A 22,143-nucleotide genomic window follows, 5' to 3' on the forward strand; every position below is an offset into this window, starting at 1 on the left:
TAGGAACCGTGACTAGCCGACCAAATATTTTCTCGTATCTCAACATATCACTTTGGCAGGGTAAAGTAAAAAGCACTTCCTTCTCCGGGCACAGATTCCACCCATATTTTTCCACCCATATTATCGATGATTTTTTTGACTATGGCCAGGCCAATCCCTGTGCCTCCGTATTCTTCTTTTTGATGGAGCCGCTGAAAAATAATAAATATTTGATCACAATATTCCGGTTCTATGCCTATCCCATTGTCCTCTACTGAAAACTGCCAATGGGTATTGGTGGAGTAGCAGGTGATGCTGATAAAAGAGGGCCGCCCTTCCTGTGTGTATTTGAGTGCATTACTGATCAGGTTATGAAATATCTGGAGCAGCGGGGATCGAAAAGTTTGGAGGGTAGGGAGATCGCCAATGGAGATATTGGCTTGTTTCTCTTCGATAATTTTCTTTTGCAGGGTGACTACCTCTGCCACGATCTCCTGTACTTCGATCACCTCCAGATCATCTTCATGCCGGCCCACTCTGGAAAACTGCAGCAAATCCAAAATGATCTGTCGCATTCTTTTGGCTCCATCTACGGCGAAATGAATGTACTGATGTGCCTTTTCGTCCAACTGAGCGTCATACTTGTTTTCCAGTCTGGTGAGGAAGCTTGTGACCATGCGAAGGGGTTCCTGCAGGTCATGTGAAGCTACGTAGGCAAATTGCTCCAGCTCAGCGTTGGAAATAGCCAAATCTTTGGCCTGTTTCTCCAGGTTTTCGTTTAGAATTTTGAGAGATTCTTCATATTCTTTGCGATGAGTGATGTCGGTCATTGCACCCACCATCCTTGTTGCTTTTCCTTCGGCATCTCGTATAGCCATACCTCTGTCTATGACAAAAGCGTAGGTTCCGTTTGACCGGAGGTATCTATACTCCTTCTCCCATTTATTGGTGGAGTTGGTTTCCAGCACATCAAAGAGGCTGGCCAGTACATCGTCCAGGTCGTCCGGGTGAATGTTTTTACTCCAGAGGAAAGAAGAAGATTGGTTTTCCTTCATTTCGTGACCGAAAAGGGTCTTAAAACCCTCACCCCAGAAAAGAGTATCACTTATAATGTCCCAATCCCAAATGGCATCATTGGTGGCTTCCGAAACTTTTTTGAAACGGTCGTTTGACTGTAGAATGGCCTCCTGGGTTTTGTTTCTTTCCGTGACATCCCTGAAGTAGACCGTAAGTCCGCTTTCGGAAGGGTAAGCACTGACCTCAAACCATTTATTTACGGGCTTGTAGTAGTCTACAAAGTTCACGGTGACCATTTCATTCAGGGCCCGATGGTAATTTTCATAGTACGACAGTGTAATAGCATCACCGAATACATCCCAGAGATTTTTCCCAAGAATTTTTTCTCTCGGGGTTTCCGTAAGGGTTTCTGCCAGCCTGTTCCAGTAAGTCACTGTGAAGTTTCTGTCCGTAGCGAAAAAGGCATCGCCGATGCTCTCCAGAATTTGGTTCTTTTCCTCAAAAGCCGCTTTGAGTCTTTGCTCGGCCTGAATCCGTTCGGAAATATCCGTATGAATACCATATATGGCCATAAGCTGACCTGAGTCGTTGAATATAGGGCCTCCGCTTAAGTGAAAATTGATTGGCTGCTTGTGTTTATTGAGGAGCTCCACATCCCCCTTCCAATAGCCCCCGGATAACAGCTCGGAAAATACCTCTTCAAGTTTGCCGGGGTCTGAATAGACACTGATAGAACCATTTGCTTGTTGAAGGCTTTCTACTGTGTGGCCCAGCGTTTCCTCCATCGCTGGGTTTAAGTAGATCGTCTTTCCTTGAGGGTTGGCCAGTGCAATGCCGTCATGTGAGTTTTCTATGACCTGCTTAAACTTCAGCAAGTCCAGGTGGGCTATTTTATTTTCATCAATGTCCTGAAAGCTGCCGTAGATTCTGATGCACTTACCATCGGAAAACTCAGCACGCCCGATGGTTCTGACCCATTTGGAATTTCCTTTGAATGTGGTGATCTGTAATTCTTCGTCCCAGGGAGTCCCATTTTCAATGCACTCTTTTACCCGGCTTTCTATGATCTCTCTATCGCCTTCCTTGAAATAGCTGATCCCAGTATCAAGATCCGACTCGAAATCGGGTTCGGCTTCTCTGATTTTTTTGGTCACATCAGACCAATACACAGATTGTTTAATCAGGTCAATCTCCCAGCTTCCTATCTTGGCCAGCTCGCTCGCGTTTCTGAGTAAGTCCTGAAGTTCCTTTTGTTCGGTAACATCCCTGAAGTTGTCTACAATCCCGTTGATGATCGGGTCATGGAGCATGTTAGTGATGGAGGCTTCCATCCATCGCCAGGATCCGTCTTTGTGTCGGGTGCGTGAGGTATTCCCAGGTATGGTTATTCCCGGATTTGCCATCACCTCTTCCATTTTTTGTACCACTCCATCAACATCATCGGGGTGGATCAGTTCGAACATGTTGAGCGTTAGGGCTTCTTCTTCTGTATATCCCAATACCCGGGTAATGGAAGGGGAGACGTAGGTTGGTGTGCCATCGGGCCCAATGATGATCACCGCATCAGCACCATTTTCTACCAGAGAGCGGAAGAGGCTGTTGTTCAGGGCTAATTGTTCTTCAGCGCGTTTTCTTTCGGTAATGTCCTTTGTAGTGACAAACACTCCAACAATACTACCACTTTCATCAGGCACCGGATTATACTTGACCTGAAAATGAAATAACTCGGTTTCAACGGGAATAGAAAATTCTTTGGACTCTTCCTGGCCCTGAAGTACTCTTGAGTACAATTCTTCAAGAGGCTTTCTTAGCTCTGGTGTTACAAAATCAAGAATTAAGTCACCTTCTTTGACGACTTTCCTCATATAGGAGTCGAATTCTCTCAAGAATTGATCATTGTAGTTCACTACCCGCAGGTCCTTGTTGAGCAGTAGAAAGCTTTCCTCCGTCTTGTTAATCAATAACGATAATAGACGTTCTGAGTCTTCACGAAGGGTATGGTCGGCCGGTAAGGATTCACTAGTTTCCCCAACGGCTTTTCTTGAGGTAATATCAGAGATTATACAGTCCCAAACCGTACTTCCATCTTTTTGTCGTGCCGGGTTACCTGTACCCCATAACCAAATAATTGAGCCCGCATCAGTCTTGACCCGCCATTCAAACTCCCATTGAGTGAGCTTTTCAGCAGAACTGAAAAATGATTGATGCAGAAGTGCTGAATCCTCGGGATGTACCATTGCCCAAAAGGTGGGAGCTTCCAAACGGCTTTTGGATTTAGGTAGAAACAGAGAGGATGCGGCTCTATTGGCAAATATGATTTCATCAGTTTGATCTGAACGGAGCTGATAGCGCATAACCAACCCCGGAAGGTTGTTGACAATGTCAATTGCGATATGTTCAGAACTCTTCTTCATTCAATATTCCATATTGTGCGATCAAAGTATTGATCACACCAATCTATTCCTCTACGCTTGAGTATTTCAGGGGCAAGGCACTATACGCCCATTGAGGAGCCTGGCAGTTTTGTCTTTAGTGTGTTGGATTTTGCAAATAGGTCGGGACTGCAAAAATATATCCGATTTATGAAATCAGGACGTTATTCTCTAACTATTAAAGCAGAAGATAGTTATGAGGGTGTTCTTGTGAAACGGCCGGAACGACCTGTTTGCACAGGAATAACTGCTCAGGTTAGGCGTTTACCCTGTGATATTAAGCATTGGAAAACCAAAAAAAAAACAGGCCATTTCGATTGTTTGAAGTGGCCTGTCCTTGGTTTTGCTATTTCAGTAACACCAACTAGTGCTGGCAGCTGCAATGTAATCCCTGAAAACTATGGCTCTCTTCATGCCATGGAAAATTGTCATTATAGCTCTCCATTTCCCAGTAGAACTGACTTCTGGCCTTTGGGTTATTACCAATTTCATTCATCGTACTGGTATCATACAACCTGCCGTTGATCATGGTGTATTGCACTGATTCTGAGTGGCGGATATCCGCCAGGGGATCTCTGTCTAAGACGATCAGATCAGCCAGTTTGCCCGTTTCAATAGAGCCCAGATCCGCTTCCATCCCGATATATTCTGCTCCATGAATAGTGGCCGCTCTGAGTACTTCGTAGTTGGTCATACCTCCCTGAGCCAGGTTCCACATCTCCCAGTGCACCCCGAGCCCCTGCAGCTGACCATGACCACCTACACACACCTTCACACCGGCATCTACCAGTGCTTTGCACGATTGGGAGACGAGTATGTGACCGTTTTCATATTCATCATCGGGAGCCATGGTTCTGTGTCTGGACCGACTGTCAATAATGGCCCTTGGGGTATATTTCATCAGTTTCTCGTTTTCCCACACATTGGTCTTTTGATACCAGAAGTACTCCCCATTGAGGCCACCATAATTTACGATGAGGGTGGGAGTGTTGCTGGTTTTACTGGCCGACCAAAGCTTAATAACATCCTGATAAAGGGGAGCCACAGGGATGTTGTGCTCGACACTGGTGTGCCCATCAAGAATCATGGTCATGTTATGAAAGAAGGTAGAACCACCTTCAGGATAAACCATGATCTCATTTTCACGGGCGGCTTTGATGATCATCTGGCGTTGTTCTCGACGTGGCTGGTTATAGCTCTTTACACTGAAGGTACCGTAGGCCTTGGTTCGGGCAATTGCGCTTTGGGCATCTTCATATTTGTTGATCACAGCCTTGAAGTCACCATCGGCTCCATAGAGTATGGTGCCGGTCGAAAATATCCTTGGACCGACCATTATTCCTGTGCGAACCATCTCAGATTGAGACATAGAGGTTTCGGAGTTGGAGGAAGGGTCATGGGTGGCGGTGACGCCAAAAGCAAGGTTGGCGTAATATGACCATTCCTTCTGCGGGCTGATGCCATATCGGAAGGCCCGTAGGTGAGCGTGTGTATCGATCAGGCCGGGCATCACCACCTTACCTGACACATCAATCACTTTGGCATCCGCGGGGATTTCCAATTCTCCTTTGTTACCCACGGCTACAATCCTGTTGCCACTTATCAGCACGACACCATTCTCCAGGATTTCCTCACCACTCATAGTGATTACCTTACCTCCCGATAGGGCTATGCTACCTGATGGTACATCGGTTTTGAGCTCAACCTCAATCTGAATGGTAGATTTTGGAATCTCTCCAATGCTATCGGGTGAGCCTTCCAAAAATGTAAAGCAATCTTTGATGTTGACAGAGTGATATTTGTTTCCTAATGTCCACTGGAGGGCCTCACCATTTGCCGACCATTGCAGGTTGATGCCAGCATCGTCAGCCACCTTTGTTACGGGTAGGGCCTTGGAGCTTCCTGTCAGTTCAAAGGTTTGGCCATGGTCTGAAAAGGGCATCACAAACACATCGTAGAGTTCACCAAAGGCCAGCCATTTTCCATCAGGACTGATGGTGTACTGGTTAGCGTACTTCGAATGGAAATGAACTTTTTCATCTTCTCCCTTGAGGTTCACACTTTTATAAGACTTATCCAGACTCCCGAAGAGGTAACCACCGGTTTGCAGGTACAGTCGGTCTCCGCTCTTATTAAAGGTGGGATTTTCACCATCTTCACAAATAAAAGTCGGGGTGCCGCCCACCACTGGCATGGTATATATGCCCGGCTTTACGGTATAGGCATGTCCCAGTGTACCGTCACCTTCATCCTTCCGAAACACCAGGGTTTTCCCATCCTTTGAAAATGAAGGGGTCCGATAGATGCCTTTTTCTGACGTCAGTCGGGTAGGAGTACCTCCGGTTACTGGTATTTTATTGATCGAACCCTTGCGCTCATCTGACCAGGTGACGTACACTATGTTCTTTGAGTCGGGAGAAAAAGCAGGTTCATACTCAAAATCTGTACTGGTAGTCAGGCGTTTTGGGGTGCCATTTGGCAGTTTCATCGTGTAGAGATGACCTGCGGCGTTGAAGGCCAGGAGTTTGCCATCGGGCGAAGTGGTGGCATTTCGGATCACACTGGAGTGGAATGCCTCAGGTGCCGGGTTTTGTTTGAAAATGGGTGCGTCTGTAATGCGATGTGTAGCTGATGCCTTAAACGGAATGATCGTGGATTCTGCGGTCTGAGTATTGAGCTTTCTGATTTTTCCTTTGGCGTAGAGCACAATGGTTTGATTGTCCGGGAGCCAGTTGAAGTTGGGGTACACCCCGAAAATCGCCCATGCTTCCTGCTGATCCTTTGTCAGGTCATCGTACACCGCCTTTTGAATACCTGTGGCCAGGTCATGAATGTAGAGTACTGATTTGGTACGAACTCTCCGCACAAATGCCAGCTTGGAGCCATCAGGAGAAGTTTGCGGCCGTACTGCTCCGCCAGGTCCGCTAATGACGGTTTCTGTCTTGCCGGTAGTCCTGTCGTAGCGTTTGATGACATAGATCTGGCTGTTTGGGTCTTTGTTGTACTGGAAATGTCCGCCAGGATAGACATCCTCGCTATAATAAAGGTGTTGGCCAGAGACCCAGGGTTCACCCGCATCCTGCTGGTCATTTTTTCGAGTGGTGAGCTGGATGCCTGATCCTCCGGAGATATGGTAAAGCCACATTTCTCCGGCCCCAAGTGATCGCTGGGAGGTGAAGTGTTTTCTGGCAATCAGGTATTGCCCGTCAGGTGTCCATACCGCATTATTCAGTAGTCTGAAATCTTCCTTGGTGACCTGTGTGGCATTCTGGCCGTCCGTATCCATCACCCAGATGTTGTCGCCCCCGCCAGCATCGCTGGTGAAGGAGATTTTCTTACCATCAGGGCTGTACCTTGGCTGTACTTCATAGGCATGGCCTGTGCGAAGCGGGGTGGCATCGCCTCCGGAAATGGGCATGGTATAAATATCTCCCAGCAGGTCGAAGACAATTTGCTTCCCGTCAGGGCTCACATCCAGGTTCATCCATGTGCCTTCATCCACGGTGATGGTGGTTTCCTGAAAGGGCTCCACCGGGCTGGTGACATCCCAGTTTTTTTGCGCCTGACAAATGAAAAATGAGAAAAAGAAGAGGGGTAGTAGGGTTCTGCTCATGTTCGGGTTTGTTTATAGCTCCTAAATTAATGAAAGTTTTGACCGGGCAGTACTCCTTTTTGTGAGTGGGGATATGAGCAATTGGGTGGTATGATGTTACTTCACAAAAAAAAGGCCTAGTCGGCCTCCTTTTTTAATCCTGTTTTCTCTGTTTCATGCTTTCCGGTACACCACTTATCGGCAAACTTCTGTTTCCACTTTTCACGCTGATCTTCGGGCATGTTGTGCCATTTGTGCTGCCAGTGTTTCCATGGGGGACCATGCTGATGCCCGGGTTTGCCTCCTTTACCAAACCCAAAGATCAGTTTGGAGAGCAACAAGAGACCAGCAGCCTGCCAAAAAGTAATGGATACCAATCCAAAAATTGCGGGCATCAGGGCGTTCCAGAGCACCATGACGAGTGCACTTGCCAATGAGAAAAACAGCAGAATCATCACCGCTATTTTCATAAATTTCACAAACCAAAATCGTTTCATACTTTTAGTCGTTTATCAAATCCTTATATAAATCCGCCAGGCCTTCCCGGAGGGCAAGAATGGCGTACCGTTTCCTGGAGATCATGGTGTTGAGGGTTTCTCCGGTTTCTTCAGCCATTTCTTTAAAACTTTTTTGCTCAAACTCATGCCAGACAAATACTTCTCGTTGCTTCGAAGGCATCTGTGCCAATAATTCTTCTATTTTAGCCCAGATCATTTCTCCCAGGAGTTCCCTGTCCGGGAGATTACTGGTGTCGGGTAATATATCCTCCAACATTAGCGGTGCTCCATCATCGTCCTGCATGAGGTCCATATTCGAAAAGGCCATTGGGCGCATTTTTCGGTGATTGTCGGTGGCCTTGTTTCGAGCCACTCTGAAGAGCCATCCGGAAATCTGATCGAGTGATTCTATACGGTCATATCCAACCACAAACTGATAGAATACGTCTTGCAACACGTCCTCGGCATCATCACTTCCAGAGACAAATTTTCTGATGAAATTCAGCAGCTTTCCACGGTAGGTGTTCACCGTTCTTTCGATATGCTCATTTTTTTGATCCATGGAAATAACGGCGGGCTTCATTGTATCAGGCGCTCATTCTGCTATCGGTTTTTTTTGCTCCTTCTCCATAGACGAGAAGAAAAAGAAATCGATACATGGCTAAATTTAGACTGCTGTCAATCAAATTTAAGGACTCGTCAAATTTCTTTTCAGGATCCATCACCAGAAGGCTCTCCGGCAGCAAATCAGCACTAAGACTTTTGAGTACCGTCCGCAGTTGCTCGTTGGCCGATTCTGCAAGCATATGCTCGCTTGAGACCATCACGGTGGCGATCTTTCTATTTCGCCAAAGTGTTCTGTAGTTGGTGAGTAGTTTGTGGGTGTCCTGGTTATAGAGCGGGCCGGCATGACCTCCCACCAAAAGGTAATAGTCATAGCCCGCCAGTTCATCGATCTGATATGAGGTGTCAGCTAAATCCAGGATCGAGGCATCCAGGCCGAGTCCTGTGAGGCGTTCGTCCAGCTCCAGGGCAACCAGAGGTGAGTGTCTGACAGCTTGAGTATCGGTAATGATGATCGCTACATTCATGTTAGTTGGTTTGACCTGAGCTTATAGACGGATAGGCGGGGATTATATTTTAAATGATTGAAAGAAATGTGAAATTGTCAGAAAGATTTTTTTCAGTATCTTTAAAGTGTAATAATCACACTTAATAAACAATATGAAAATCCAAAAAATAGTCAGCCTACTTCTGGCGCTTGGTTTATCTGGCCTATTGAGCGCTCAGGACGCTTCAGTCATTATCAATGCTGATCAGGGTAAGCATCAGATCAGTCGACACATTTACGGACATTTTGCGGAGCATCTGGGCAGGTGTATCTACGATGGATTTTATGTAGGCGCGGACAATGAAACCATTCCTCATACAGATGGCGTGAGAAATGATATTATTCAGGCACTCAAGGATTTGAAAGTGCCCAATCTGCGCTGGCCGGGCGGGTGTTTTGCAGATACTTACCACTGGAAAGATGGAGTAGGGCCGCAGAATGAGCGACCCACTATTGTGAACCGCTGGTGGGGAGGTACCACAGAAGACAACAGTTTTGGTACCCACAATTTTTTGAATCTTTGTGAAGAACTCGGAGCGGAACCTTACTTATCAGCCAATGTAGGCAGTGGTACGGTGCAGGAGGTGATCGACTGGGTGCAATACACCAACCATGACGGGGTGAGCCCAATGGCTGACTGGCGAAGAGCCAACGGGCGGGAGAAACCCTGGGCTGTTAAATACTGGGGTGTGGGCAATGAGACCTGGGGTTGCGGTGGTAATATGACCGCTGAATATTATGCCAATATCTACCGGCAATACGCCACTTTCATGCCCGGCTGGTCCGGGTCTGCCAAAATAGAACGAATAGCATCCGGTGCCTCCGGTAACGATTATCACTGGACAGAGACTCTGATGAAGAACGTGCCACATGAGCTGATGGAAGCCGTGGCCCTTCATCATTACTCTGTGTTGAGCTGGAGTGATAAGGGGCCTGATGTGGGCTTCTCAGAGGCTCAGTACTTTAAAACCATGGAGGAATCCCTGAAAATGGAAGAGTTTGTAACCCGCCATTCGACCATTATGGATAAATATGATCCTGAAAAGAAAGTGGCCCTTTTTGTAGATGAATGGGGAGGCTGGTATGATGGTGATACGGAGAAAGGAGTACTCTATCAGCAAAATACAATGCGGGATGCTATGATCGCCGGAGCTGTGCTGAACATTTTTAACAATCATGCAGAGCGGGTGAAAATGGCCAACATCGCTCAGGCGGTGAATGTACTACAGGCAGTGATTCTTACCGATGCGGAAAAAATGCTGCTCACACCCACTTACCATGTCATGAAGCTCTACAACGTACATCAGGATGCTATCCTGCTTCCGTTGAGTGTGGAGACACCCGATTACCTGTTGGATGGAAAAAAACTTCCTGCGCTTTCAGTGTCAGCTTCCAGAGATACGGGTGGAGCAATGCATGTTTCATTGGTGAATATTGACGCCAAAAAAGCCCATAGTACCACTGTAAGCATTCATGGAAACGACTTGAAAACCGTGAAGGGGTCAATCCTGTCATCGGCTTCCTTGCAGGACCACAACACCTTTGACAACCCCAATAAAATTGCACCAAAGGACTTTAAGGACTTCAAAGTGAAAAATGGGGTGCTCACAGTCAACCTGCCTCCCTTTTCAGTGGTGGTGCTGGAGATTGAGTAAATTGAACCCTTCACAATCAGGAATTTCCTGATTGTGAAGGGTTAACTGACTTCTGGAAGTGTTCTGATATTACCCATCCGGCGCTCCAGCAAGCTTGAAAATTGAATCCACCGGTGAGGGCGTCTATGTCTAGCACCTCACCTGCCAGATAGAGGTTTGGAAATCTGCGAGCTTCAAATGTCTGGAGGTTTACCTCTGATAAGTTGACCCCCCCGCTGGTTACAAATTCTTCCTTGAAGGTGCTCTTGCCTTTCACTTCATAAAGCCCCTGGGTAAGTTCCTCGGTTAGCTTATTGACCTGTTTTTTAGAAATTTCTCCATAGGCACTTTGCTCGGGGATGTCACAGTAGGCGCAGAGCTGCTCCCAAAATCGTTTGGTCAACTCTCCCGGTGGGTAGTTGAGGATTCTTCGTTTGGGATGATTCTGCTTTTGTTCGTCAAACCATTGTCGCAAATCTGTGTTGGATCGCTTGCCCAGGTAATTAACAAGGATCTGGAAGTGATATCCTTTTTCGGAGAGTTCTCTGGCTCCCCAGGCGGAGAGTTTGAGTACGGCGGGGCCGCTCAGGCCCCAGTGGGTGATCAGCAGAGGTCCGGTCTCTTCCAGTTTGGTGCCCGTGATGCGGATGTTAACCTCAGGGAAAGTAATCCCCATAAGGCCTGAAATACGCGGATCTTTAATGTTGAAGGTAAAAAGTGAGGGTACCGGAGGTACTAACTCCAACCCCAATTGACCTAATAATCCCCAGACAGAAGGCGTGCTACCCGTAGCCATCACCAGCTTATCTGTCAGCATGATTCCCTGAGTAGTATCCAGTTTCCATTGATTTTCCGAAGCCTCCAGGTGTTTTACCCCACAGTTTTGGATCACTTTCACACCCAACCTTGCCGCTTCACTCGTGAAACAGTCAATAATGGTCTGGGAGGAGTTGGTGATAGGAAACATCCTCAGGTCGGCTTCTGTATGCGTCTGCACACCCCGGTCGCTGAGCCAGCTGACCATGTCCGAGGTAGAAAATTCCTTAAAAACAGGATACAGTTTTTTGCCTCCCCGTGGGTAGAAGGGGGTGAGTTCTGAGGGCTGTTGTCGCGCATTGGTCACGTTGCACCGTCCCCCTCCTGATACCTTGACTTTGCTCAGGAGTTTGCTGGTTTTCTCCAGAATCGTCACTTCCAAGTGCGGTTGTTTTTCGGCAATGTTGATGGCAGTGAAAAAGCCAGCTGCACCACCTCCGACGATGATTACTTTCTTCTTTGGGGAATGGCTCAACGGACGGTAGCGTTATGGTTCATCTGTCCAGCCTTTTTTCTTCAAATGTTACATCCGCATCCTTGCGGTAGTGGATGCGAAAATAGACCAGACATTCTTCTGCTCCGGCAGCAAGCACCGCTTTTTGGGCCCGGTCGCATACTTTCATGATGTCCTCATATTTTCCCTCCATCACCGTCTCAAAGGGAGTGATCTGGTGTTTGATCCCACTTGCCTGAATCACTTCAATGGCTTCATCCACCAAATCATAGGTGTGGAGTGCTTTGCTTTTAGGAATGATTTGAAGGCCTATTGTTGTTAGATGGTCAGTCATGTCAGTTAAATTGATTCATGGTTCGTTCGAGCCCAATGGTACAAAAGGAGAGGAGGGCATCGATGGCCAGATCCATATTGAGGACAATTTCGTCCATTTCCTGTTGATTGAAAGGGCTGAGCACATAATCTACCTGCTGGCCTTTACCGAATCCGTCCCCTACACCAAATCTTAGTCTGGGGTAATCCTGTCCTCCGATCATCTGCTCTATGTTTTTGAGTCCGTTATGACCTCCTGCAGACCCCTTGGCCTTGAGTCTTAATTTACCATAGGGGAGGGCGATATCGTCGGTGATCACCAGCAAGTTATCTTTGGGTATTTTCAGCTGGGTGAGCCAATAGTTCACCGCTTTTCCACTCAGGTTCATGTAAGTAGTGGGCTTCATCAGGTGGATGCTGCGGCCTTTGTATTTGAGTTCGGTAATGAAGGAATGCCTGTCATGTTCAAATTTCAGACCTTCATGGTCGGCGAGTCTGTCCAGGATTAAAAAGCCGATATTATGGCGTGTAAGCTCATATTCGGCACCTATATTTCCCAGGCCGGCAATTAAGTATTTCATAGAGCGCTAAAATAAAAAATCCTACCCTGATTGCTCGGGGTAGGATTCGTTTATTACAATGAAAATTCGGATTATCCTTCTGCAGGAGCTTCAGCAGCTTCTTCGCTACCTTCTCCCTCTTCACCTTCTTCTTCTTCACCTTCGATAGACTTTCCTCTAAGTGCTCTAGGGATTTCAATACCCATGATGGTCACAAGTGGATTGTTCAATACTTCGAAGTTCTCAGCAGGAACATCACCTACTTTTACAGACTTACCAAGACCCAATTTGGATACATCAATGTTGATGTGCTCCGGCATGTCTTTTGGCAATGCTTTTACGGTAAGGAATCTCAATTTCTTGATCAACTTACCACCTTGCTGGATACCAGGAGGTGTTCCAACCGGGTGTACAGGGATGTTCATCTTGATTTTAGTGCCTCTGAACAACTGCAGAAAGTCCACATGCACGATCATTTCACTTACCGGGTGAAACTGGATGTCTTGAAGAATGGCTTCAAAAATCTGACCTTCCACGTTCAAGTTGATAAAATGTGCTTCGTCGGTATAGACAAGCTCTCGGAATAAAATCATCGGAGCATAAAAATGGATCTGTTCTTCACCACCGTAAAGTACACCAGGGACCATTCCTTCAGCTCTTAATCTTTTAGCTTCGGTCTTGCCAAGATTTGCTCTTTTATACCCTATAATCTCAACGCTTTTCATAAAATTATGTATTTAAATTGTTTGTTTGTTACTTAATGAATAATGCACTGATTGACTCATGGTCATGCACTTTCCTGATGGCTTTCGCAAAAAGGTCGGCTACCGTCAATACTTTTATTTTATCACTCTTCTGCTTTAGCGGAATGGTGTCTGTCGTGATCAGTTCTTCAAGTTCTGATGACTCAATGTTTTCGTAGGCTTTTCCGGAGAGGATAGGGTGTGTACATACTGCCCTCACACTTGTCGCGCCTTTTTCTTTCAATAGGTTAGCGGCTTTGCAGATGGTTCCTGCCGTGTCCGCCAGGTCATCCACCAGTACTACATCTTTACCTTCTACATCACCAATCACCTGCATCGAGGCAATTTCATTGGCGCGTTTTCTGTGCTTATCACACACTACCATGTCGGCCTCAAAATACTTGGCAAATGTTCTGGACCTGGCAGTCCCGCCCACATCGGGAGAGGCGAAAATCAGGTTATCCAGATTTAAGCTTTTGATGTACGGAATAAAAATAGCTGAGCCATCCAGGTGATCAACAGGGATGTCAAAAAATCCCTGAATTTGTCCGGCGTGAAGATCCATCGTCATCAGCCTGTTGGCGCCAGCTGCCGTGAGCAGATTAGCCATCATTTTGGCTGCGATAGATACACGTGGACGATCCTTTCGATCCTGACGGGCATATCCAAAATAAGGGACTACTACAGTGACGTACTGGGCACTGGCACGTCTGGCAGCATCTATCATGAGCAATAGCTCAATGATGTTGTCAGAAGGTGGAGTGGTAGATTGGATCAGGAATAGGTCACTTCCCCGTATGGATTCGTTGAAGCTGAAGTTCAATTCGCCATCACTGAATTTTTGCGAAGTGGAGTTACCCAAAGGTTTCCCATACTGCTCGGCAATGCTGCTGGCTAGTTCTGTTGTACCTTTTCCTGCAAAAATTTTTACTGAGGACATGACAGTCGTTTAAATAAATAATCCCGATCCATATAAGTTGGACCGGGATCTGTTGGCCTACTAGGGCTCGAACCTAGACTCTTCTGAACCAAAATCAGACGTGTTGCCAGTTACACCATAGGCCAAAACGGATTGCAAAAGTAGTAGTCTTTTTTAAAAATCAAAAGGCCACCATGCAATTATTAAAGGTTTTTTATCCAGTCCCGTGCATTTACAAACGGTTCAATCCAAATGGACACCTCATTGTCTTTGATTTCTTCATTGTGAGCCCAATTCCAGGGGAAAATGGACCGCTCCAGGTGGGGCATGATGGCTACATGTCTTCCGTCATTGGAGGCCACTGCAGCGGTTGCAAAATCACTTCCGTTGGGGTTGCCAGGGAAGGCTTCATAAGAATACTTCACCGGAATGTTGTAATCCTCTGGTTTACCCGGGAGTACAAACCTGCCTTCGCCATGCGCCAGCCAGATACCCAGCTTACTATTGCTGAGCGATCCGAACATCACGGTATTATTGTCCAGTACATCCACATTGATGAACGCAGACTCAAATTTACCAGAACTGTTGTGATTCATTCGTGGATGTTGTTCACCTAGCTCCGGATAGATAAGCCCCAGTTCCATCATTAGCTGGCAACCATTGCAAACTCCAAGGGAAAGGGTGTCCTCACGTGCGTAAAATGCATCCAAAGCTGCTTTGGCTTTTTCATTGAAAAGAAATGATCCGGCCCATCCTTTGGCAGAGCCTAATACGTCAGAATTGGAGAATCCACCCACGAAAACAATCATGTTCACTTCACTGAGGTCTTCACGGCCGCTGATGAGGTCAGTCATGTGCACGTCTTTCACATCAAAGCCCGCCAGGTAGAGTGCATAGGCCATTTCCCGGTCTCCATTGACTCCCTTTTCTCTGATGATGGCTGCTTTAATTCCCGTGGAAGTTCGCCTTTTGGGATCAATCCCATATTTAGCAAAAGTGCCCGTATAGTTTTCCGGAAACTGGTAAGTGAGCGATTGCTCTTTGAAATTATTGAACCTCAGGTCTGCATGAGCGGGATCAGATTGCTCACGATCCAGCAGATGAGAGGTCTTGAACCAAATGTCCCTAAGGTGGTCGATGGATAAGTCCAGGTTCCAGTCGTCTTTTCTGAGGCTAATTGTTCGCTTATCGGTGGTTGTACCTATGACACTGGCATCAGCCCCATGAAGTTTCAATAAACTCAGGACATTGTCAGGCCTTTGTGTTTGAATGACCACCGCAGGATTTTCAGAAAAAAGGACCTTGGTGATATCAATTTCATCGAATTTATCCAGGTTGATGGCCATGCCTCCCGCAACGTTAGGGAAGTTCATCTCCAATAAGGTGGTAATCAGCCCTCCGGCCGAGACATCATGGCCGGCGAGAACGAGGTTTTGCTGGATGAGTTCCTGTAGGGCATTGAATGCTTTCACTACGGTTTCCGGGTCTGTATCCGGGGCTTCATTGCCAATGAAGCCATTGGCCTGAGCAAAGCTGCTGCCCCCAATGGCCATGGGCTGATTGCTAAAACGAATGTAGATCAGCGAACTCTCAGAAACGTCCTTAAGATTGGGAGTCACCACCTTTCGGATATTACTCACTTCAGCTACTGAACTAACTATTACAGTGCCTGGAGCCAGAACCTTCTTGCCATCAGGATATTTCTGGGCCATGGACAAGGAGTCTTTTCCGGTAGGGATATTGATACCCAGTGCCGAAGCAAACTCACTCATTTCCTTCACCGCCTGATACAGTCGGGCATTCTCCCCGTCGTTTTTGGCTGGCCACATCCAGTTGGCGCTGAGTGATACACCTGGCAGCCCAAGGGTCAAAGGAGCCCACACAAGGTTGGTCAGGGACTCTGTGATCGACAATCGTGATCCGGCACCAGCATTGATCAGTGCGGGAACGGGTGCATGTCCTATAGAAGTGGCAATACCTTTGTTGCTGAGGTAGTCCAACGCCATGACAGCTACATTATTGAGAGGCACCTGCACGGCACCCACAGTTTGCTGCACAGCGACCTTTCCGGTTACCGAGCGATCCACTTTGTTAGTGAGCCAGTCTTTGCAGGCCACTGCTTCCAACTGCAACACCCTTTCTATATAATCCTCGATCTTAGTGGCATCATATTCCTTTTCAGGAAAAGATTTGGCCTGGGTTTTATCTGTCAGGATGGTCCTGGGAGAGGCTCCGAACAAGTGGTTCATTTTCAGGTCGAAGGGGGCCTGATTGGCTCCTGTGCGACTGAATTTTAGTTCCATTTTATCGGAAGTGGTACCTACTTCGTAATATGGTGCCCTTTCGCGCAGTGACACATTGCGCAGGTACTCCGCCTTATCCGGGTCAATCACCAACCCCATGCGCTCCTGGGATTCATTGCCGATGAGCTCTTTTTCAGAAAGTGTGGGGTCACCCACAGGGAAGTTTTCAAGTTTGAAGTCACCACCGGTATCTTCTACCAGCTCTGACAGGCAGTTGAGGTGCCCACCAGCTCCATGGTCGTGGATGGATACAATAGGATTATCATCCAACTCAGCCATAGCCCTGATGGCGTTAGCTACTCTTTTTTGCATTTCCGGATTGGAGCGCTGTACGGCGTTCAGTTCCAGAGAGGTGTCGAAGGCCCCGGTATCTACAGAACTTACCGCGCTTCCACCCATCCCGATTCGGTAGTTGTCACCTCCAAGGATCACTACAGTCTGGTCTTTCTGTACTTTCTTTTTAATGCCATCCTTCAGCTTAGCGAATCCAATACCGCCTGCCAACATGATTACCTTGTCGAATGCAATGGTCTCGTTATTTTCTTCGTGCTCAAAAGTGAGGACACTGCCGCAGATGAGAGGCTGACCAAATTTGTTGCCGTAATCACTGGCGCCGTTGGAGGCTTTGATCAAAATGTCCTTAGGGGATTGATAAAGCCATTTTCTTGGATTTACCTTTTCTTCCCATTTTCTCCCTTCTTCCAGTCTGGAATAAGAAGTCATGTACACAGCTGATCCGGCCAGGGGAAAACTACCAATACCGCCGGCCATGCGATCCCTGATCTCACCACCGGAACCCGTAGCCGCACCGTTGAACGGCTCCACAGTGGTAGGGAAGTTGTGAGTTTCTGCTTTGAGAGAAATGATGGAGTCAAAATCCTTCACCTCGAAAAAGTCCGGTTTATCTTGTGTTCGGGGAGCAAATTGCTCTACCACAGGCCCTTTCACAAAAGCCACATTGTCCTTGTAAGCAGAGACGATCTGTCCCGGGTGATCTTTGGAGGTTTTTTTGATCCACTGAAAAAGGGTCATGGGCTGCTCGTCACCATCGATGATGAACGTGCCATTGAAAATCTTGTGACGACAGTGCTCAGAGTTAACTTGTGAAAACCCAAAGACTTCCGAATCGGTCAGGTTTCGGCCAATTTCTTCTGCGACTTCTTTGAGGAAGTCAATTTCTTCCTGGCTCAAGGCCAGCCCTTCACTTTTGTTATAAGCTTCAAGGTCTTCTATGTACTGAATGGGTGCAGGCGTGATCTTCAGCGTAAAGATTTCCTGATCTATCAGCTTATACTTCTGCTGGAGCATGGGGTCAAAAAGTTGGCCATTGTTTGCTCTGAATACCTCAATGCGCTCAAGGCCCTGAATACCCGCGTTTTCTGTGATCTCCACGGCATTGGTACTCCATGGTGTGATCATTTCTTTTCGCGGCCCCACAAATGAGCCCCGAATGCTTTGATCGGGGAGGAGTTTGGCACCGGATAAGAGCCATTCCAGTTTTTTTTCTGTGTCAGGGGTGATTTTGACTTTACTGCCTACCACGTAAATGAGTTCCGTGGATTTTTGAAAGATGTAAATCATGCGAGAGGACCTTGTATTTGTCACCGCAAAAATAGAAGAATTAATCAAAGAATTCCCCTGAAAGCAAAGAAGGAACCAAGGTTTTTGACGCCTCGATCATGTGATGGTGTTTGTAGGGGAGTTTATGTGTTTCCAATGTGCGGATTTTGGTGGTTTTCGGGATGATTTTATCCGGAGGGATAATGGTGTCAAGGGTACCAAGAATCAGATGTGTTTGAATGCGGTGTTGATTGATGACCTTGGCTACCGCTGATATGGGCAGTTGGATGGGCTTGAAGTAGGTCCACGTGCGATATACCCGCTTACGGTTGTCTTTTCCCTGCAGTTCTTTTTGTGCGAACCGCACCATGGCTGATGAGGTAATACCCAACTGTTTAAAAACATTCAACAGGGTATTGAAGCGATCCGGATGGAGCATCAGGTACCTGAAGAGGGGATTGCCAGGAGCACTCGTAGCTACACGGAACCAAATGCTTCTGAAAATTCCATCCGGTGCGATCAGGATGAGGCGGTTGATTCTTTCCGGAAAAAGTGTGGTGGTGACCAGTGCAAACCTTCCCCCAAGACTGAAACCCACAATGGAGAATTTCGTGATGTCCTCTCTGAGGAGAAAATCCTCAAACTGATGTTTCCATTGTGCAATGGAAAGTGGCGAATCTTCCCGGGTGCTTTGTCCGTGATAGTAGTGGTCAAAGGCATATACCGTGTGATTGGCTTCCAGCGCCGTGAGCCAGGAGTCAAAGGCAGTATGCTCCTGACCAAAACCATGTAGAAGGATGACGGGGTGTGGGCCATTGCCAGATTTACGGTAAAAGAGAGAGGTATTGGTTAATTCCATTAGGTATGCCGCAAGAAACAGAAATATTTTCAAAAAAAGTTCAATTTGGTTGAACCTTCCTGATTGATGTCCGTAGAAACTCAGGAAACTTTAAACACAATGAAAGTTTCCCTGTTTAAGTTTGTGGAAAATATCAAATCTCTGTGTCGAAGGAAAGAATTTTAGAAGGAGCACATTCACTGTTTATACAATTTGGGGTCAGGTCGGTATCCATGGACGATGTAGCCAGGGAGTTGGCCATGTCTAAAAAGACCTTATACCTGCATTTCAGTAATAAAGATGAATTGGTCACTGAGGTAGTCAGGTTCCATATGGATGGGGAGATGGCCCAATTTGGAGGAGTCATAGCATCGGCGTCCAATGCGGTTGACGAATTGTTCAGGTTGGCCAAATGTATGCGGGAGCATGCTTTCAAAATCAATCCATCGCTGCTTTATGACCTTCATAAGTATCATGCGGATGGATGGGCGATTTTTCAGGAGTTTAAATCGCAGTATCTGGTAGGTCAAATCGTTGACAATATTGAGCGGGGTAAACGCGAGGGCTACTACCGGATGGAGCTCAACGCAAGGGTGCTGGCCATACTGAGGATGGAGATCGTCCAGATGGTTTTTAGTGATCAGTTATATCCGCGTTCAGAATTTGATTTTATAGAAGTACAGATGCAGGTGTTTGATCATTTTGTACATGGCCTCCTGTCTGAAAAAGGCAAACAATTATATCAGGAATATCAATCTCAAGAAGTTAATAATCACTCAAAATGAAAGGAAAACTTACCTTACTTTTTTTAATGCTGAGTACATGGTTGGTGGCTCAGGAGACCTCCGGGTCATTTACGCTGGATGATTGCGTGGAGTATGCACTGAAAAACAGTGCTGACGCGAAAAATGCGCTATTGGATGAGCAGATTGCTACTGCTCGTGTGAAGGAGACCGTGGGTATAGGGTTACCCCAGGTGTCGGGTTCGGTTTCTGTACAGCAGAGCCCTACTCAGCCCAGGTTTTTCACACAATATACCACTGGTGGTGGTTCTTTTTTCATCACAGATGAGCAGGCGGGCCAGCTTGGTTTGTCTGATGGAGATGTGGTTGCTCTTCGGAATATCTTTCAGCTCAAAGGAGCAGGAGATGCCAGTCTGAGTATCAATCAGATGATTTTCAACGGATCTTATTTTGTAGGACTTCAGGCGTCACAGGCCTATAAGGATTTGTCGATCAAAAACTCCAATCAAACCAATGAGGAGATTGTAATGAGTGTATCAAAGGCTTATTACAACCTTCTGATCGCACGTGAGCAGCTTTCTTTGGTAAGCGCCAACCTGAGCAGGCTTGATACACTCTATCGCAATACCCTGGCCATGTATGAAAACGGGTTTGCTGAGAAGATAGACGCTGATCGGCTAAAGGTGACTTTGAACAACCTGAAAGTAAACAGAGAAAACATCGAAAACCTGAATGACCTTTCTATGAGGCTGCTCAAGTTTCAGATGAATTTCCCTTTTGACGAGGAGCTCATTATCAGCGGATCTCTGGAGGATGAGGCTCTGCAAAAGGTAGAACTGCCGAACGCTGAGAACTGGGATTACGCTAATCGCCCTGACTACCAGGTACTGCAGGCCAACTACGAGCTTCAAAAATTGAACATTAAGAATAAGTATGCTGAGGCGATCCCGATGATTTCGGCCTTTGCCAACCTGGGGTATTCTACACAGTCACCCAATTTTGGAGGAATCTTTACTACCAACAGTAGTTTTGAGGATCAACAAGGTGTGGGGCCGGATAAATGGTATGGGTACTCTACCCTTGGCCTCAGCTTGAAGTGGAATATGTTCACGGGATTGCAAAGAACCTATCAGATTCAGCAGGAAAAGCTGAGTTTGTCCAAAATTGAAAATGGTTTTGAAGTTCTCGAAAGGTCGATTGAGATGGACATTAAAAGATTCCAGGATAACCTGGACAACGCCCTGAGCAGGCTGGAAGTGCAGAAGGAAAATGCCGAGCTCGCAGAATCCATCTTCAATATTTCACAGATCAAATATCAGGAGGGTGTGGGGTCCAACCTGGAAGTAATCGAGGCTGATACCTCCCTGAAGGAGGCCCAGACCAATTACTTCAGCGCGCTGTATGACGCCATTATCGCACAGTTAGAATTGAAAAAAGCATTAGGAATACTTTATAACGAACAATAGATCATGAGAAAGATCAATCAAATCACCTACATAGTAATCATTTCGGCGCTTGTATATGCATGCGGAGGCAGTGAGGCTGCCAAGGATAAAGTGACGGAACTGAACGAATTGAAAGCACAGCAAAAGGAGCTGGAAACCAAAATTTCTGACCTTGAGGCTGAACTGATTCAGTCGGGGCAGTTGAAGAAAAAGGAAGGGAATAAAGTCCTGATCACTACTTTGAAGATGACACCTGATAGTTTTGAGCATTGGGTAGAAGTACGAGGTACAGTGGCTTCCAGAAAAAATGTAATGCTCTCAGCTGAGACCATGGGCAAGATAGCGTCTATCAAAGTTACTGAAGGGCAAAAAGTGAGTAAAGGTCAGCTATTGGTGCAATTGGATGCGGACATCCTGAGGAATAGTATCTCGGAAGTAAAAACACAATTGGAGTTGGCTACAACCATTTGTGAGCGCCAGACTAAGCTGTGGGAGCAGAATATTGGTACAGAGGTGCAGTACCTTCAGGCCAAGAATAATAAGGAGGCTCTCGAAAGTAAACTGAAAACACTCAACTCACAATTGAGCCAGTCCAACGTGGTGGCTCCTTTCAATGGGATAATTGATAACATACCCGTAAGAGAAGGCGAGATGACCTCACCAGGTATGCCATTGGTACGGATTGTCAATCAAAATGACACTTACATTTCTGCGGATGTGTCAGAGTCTTTCTTGGGCAAATTTGAAGTAGGCCAGCAGGTGAAAGTTTATTTCCCATCTCTGGATAAGGAAGTAGTCTCCAAAATAGCTTCTGTAGGTCAGGTAATTAAGAGTGAGAACAGGACATTCGAAGTGGAGGTAGGCCTGCCGGCAGTCAACTTCCCAGTCAAACCGAATCAGGTGGTGGTTCTCCACATGATAGACTACCAAACAGACAAAGCACTTGTGGTGCCAACCAAACTGGTACAGCGGGACAGCAAGGGTAGCTACGTGTACGAACTGGTGGACAAGGAGGGGAAGAAGGTGGCCAGTAAAGTGTACGTGAAGCCCGGGGTATCTTACAATCTGGAGACAGAAATACTTGAAGGATTGTCTGCTGGCCAGCTGATTGCTTATGAGGGCTATAGAGAGCTCGCACCTGATGCGGCCGTTACAATCAGAAACTAATCAACAAGTGGTATAACTCAT

The 22,143-nt window shown here is 46.7% G+C and carries 16 protein-coding genes and 1 tRNA gene; 4 read left to right on the plus strand and 13 right to left on the minus strand.

The window, feature by feature from the left end:
- Positions 1-47 precede the first annotated feature (47 nt).
- The 5 genes from RIH33_RS15440 to RIH33_RS15460 all read right to left on the minus strand — a co-directional run bounded on the left by RIH33_RS15440 (position 48) and on the right by RIH33_RS15460 (position 8,608).
- Positions 48-3,410, minus strand: a complete 3,363-nt coding sequence (locus RIH33_RS15440; RefSeq protein ID WP_406653214.1) for a PAS domain S-box protein — start codon at positions 3,408-3,410, stop codon at positions 48-50.
- Between the two features lie 382 nt (positions 3,411-3,792).
- The gene (locus RIH33_RS15445) at positions 3,793-7,041 is read right to left on the minus strand and encodes an amidohydrolase family protein (protein WP_406653215.1); all 3,249 of its coding nucleotides are present in this window, start codon (positions 7,039-7,041) and stop codon (positions 3,793-3,795) included.
- A 116-nt stretch (positions 7,042-7,157) separates the two neighbouring features.
- Positions 7,158-7,517, minus strand: coding sequence for a hypothetical protein (locus tag RIH33_RS15450; protein ID WP_406653216.1), 360 nt, complete (start codon positions 7,515-7,517; stop codon positions 7,158-7,160).
- A 4-nt stretch (positions 7,518-7,521) separates the two neighbouring features.
- Entirely contained in the window at positions 7,522-8,100 is a 579-nt protein-coding gene (locus tag RIH33_RS15455) for an RNA polymerase sigma factor (protein ID WP_406653218.1), read from the minus strand.
- A 4-nt stretch (positions 8,101-8,104) separates the two neighbouring features.
- On the minus strand, positions 8,105-8,608 hold the full coding sequence (locus RIH33_RS15460; protein ID WP_406653220.1) for an NADPH-dependent FMN reductase: 504 nt from the start codon (positions 8,606-8,608) through the stop codon (positions 8,105-8,107).
- A 133-nt stretch (positions 8,609-8,741) separates the two neighbouring features.
- Between RIH33_RS15460 and RIH33_RS15465 the strand changes: the two genes are divergently transcribed.
- Positions 8,742-10,283 (plus strand): alpha-N-arabinofuranosidase, encoded by a 1,542-nt coding sequence (locus RIH33_RS15465; protein ID WP_406653222.1) that lies wholly within the window; start codon positions 8,742-8,744, stop codon positions 10,281-10,283.
- 16 nt (positions 10,284-10,299) lie between these two features.
- On the opposite strand, the gene RIH33_RS15470 is transcribed toward RIH33_RS15465, so the two are convergent.
- The 8 genes from RIH33_RS15470 to RIH33_RS15505 all read right to left on the minus strand — a co-directional run bounded on the left by RIH33_RS15470 (position 10,300) and on the right by RIH33_RS15505 (position 18,821).
- A complete protein-coding gene (locus RIH33_RS15470; RefSeq protein WP_406653223.1) occupies positions 10,300-11,553 on the minus strand; it encodes an NAD(P)/FAD-dependent oxidoreductase in 1,254 nt (417 codons plus the stop codon).
- 19 nt (positions 11,554-11,572) lie between these two features.
- Positions 11,573-11,866, minus strand: a complete 294-nt coding sequence (locus RIH33_RS15475; protein WP_406653224.1) for an MTH1187 family thiamine-binding protein — start codon at positions 11,864-11,866, stop codon at positions 11,573-11,575.
- A gap of 1 nt (position 11,867) precedes the next feature.
- Positions 11,868-12,425, minus strand: coding sequence for an aminoacyl-tRNA hydrolase (pth, locus tag RIH33_RS15480; RefSeq protein WP_406653225.1), 558 nt, complete (start codon positions 12,423-12,425; stop codon positions 11,868-11,870).
- 71 nt (positions 12,426-12,496) lie between these two features.
- The gene (locus RIH33_RS15485; RefSeq protein ID WP_406653227.1) at positions 12,497-13,129 is read right to left on the minus strand and encodes a 50S ribosomal protein L25/general stress protein Ctc; all 633 of its coding nucleotides are present in this window, start codon (positions 13,127-13,129) and stop codon (positions 12,497-12,499) included.
- A 28-nt stretch (positions 13,130-13,157) separates the two neighbouring features.
- Positions 13,158-14,087: a ribose-phosphate pyrophosphokinase gene (locus RIH33_RS15490; RefSeq protein ID WP_406653228.1), complete on the minus strand. Its 930-nt coding sequence runs from the start codon at positions 14,085-14,087 to the stop codon at positions 13,158-13,160.
- Between the two features lie 52 nt (positions 14,088-14,139).
- Positions 14,140-14,212: transfer RNA gene (locus RIH33_RS15495), tRNA-Gln, on the minus strand.
- A gap of 57 nt (positions 14,213-14,269) precedes the next feature.
- Entirely contained in the window at positions 14,270-17,950 is a 3,681-nt protein-coding gene (purL, locus tag RIH33_RS15500) for a phosphoribosylformylglycinamidine synthase (RefSeq protein ID WP_406653229.1), read from the minus strand.
- A 40-nt stretch (positions 17,951-17,990) separates the two neighbouring features.
- Positions 17,991-18,821: an alpha/beta hydrolase gene (locus RIH33_RS15505; protein ID WP_406653230.1), complete on the minus strand. Its 831-nt coding sequence runs from the start codon at positions 18,819-18,821 to the stop codon at positions 17,991-17,993.
- Positions 18,822-18,931: 110 nt separating this feature from the next.
- On the opposite strand from RIH33_RS15505, the gene RIH33_RS15510 reads away from it, so the two are divergent.
- The 3 genes from RIH33_RS15510 to RIH33_RS15520 are packed head-to-tail and all read left to right on the plus strand — an operon-like array spanning position 18,932 to position 22,122.
- Positions 18,932-19,552, plus strand: coding sequence for a TetR/AcrR family transcriptional regulator (locus RIH33_RS15510; RefSeq protein ID WP_406653231.1), 621 nt, complete (start codon positions 18,932-18,934; stop codon positions 19,550-19,552).
- Positions 19,549-20,976, plus strand: a complete 1,428-nt coding sequence (locus RIH33_RS15515) for a TolC family protein (RefSeq protein WP_406653232.1) — start codon at positions 19,549-19,551, stop codon at positions 20,974-20,976. The genes RIH33_RS15510 and RIH33_RS15515 overlap by 4 nt, the downstream gene beginning before the upstream one ends.
- A gap of 3 nt (positions 20,977-20,979) precedes the next feature.
- Positions 20,980-22,122: an efflux RND transporter periplasmic adaptor subunit gene (locus RIH33_RS15520; RefSeq protein ID WP_406653234.1), complete on the plus strand. Its 1,143-nt coding sequence runs from the start codon at positions 20,980-20,982 to the stop codon at positions 22,120-22,122.
- The last annotated feature ends 21 nt before the right edge of the window (positions 22,123-22,143 follow it).

This window comes from Marinoscillum sp. (assembly GCF_040222955.1).
Taxonomy (GTDB): domain Bacteria; phylum Bacteroidota; class Bacteroidia; order Cytophagales; family Cyclobacteriaceae; genus Marinoscillum.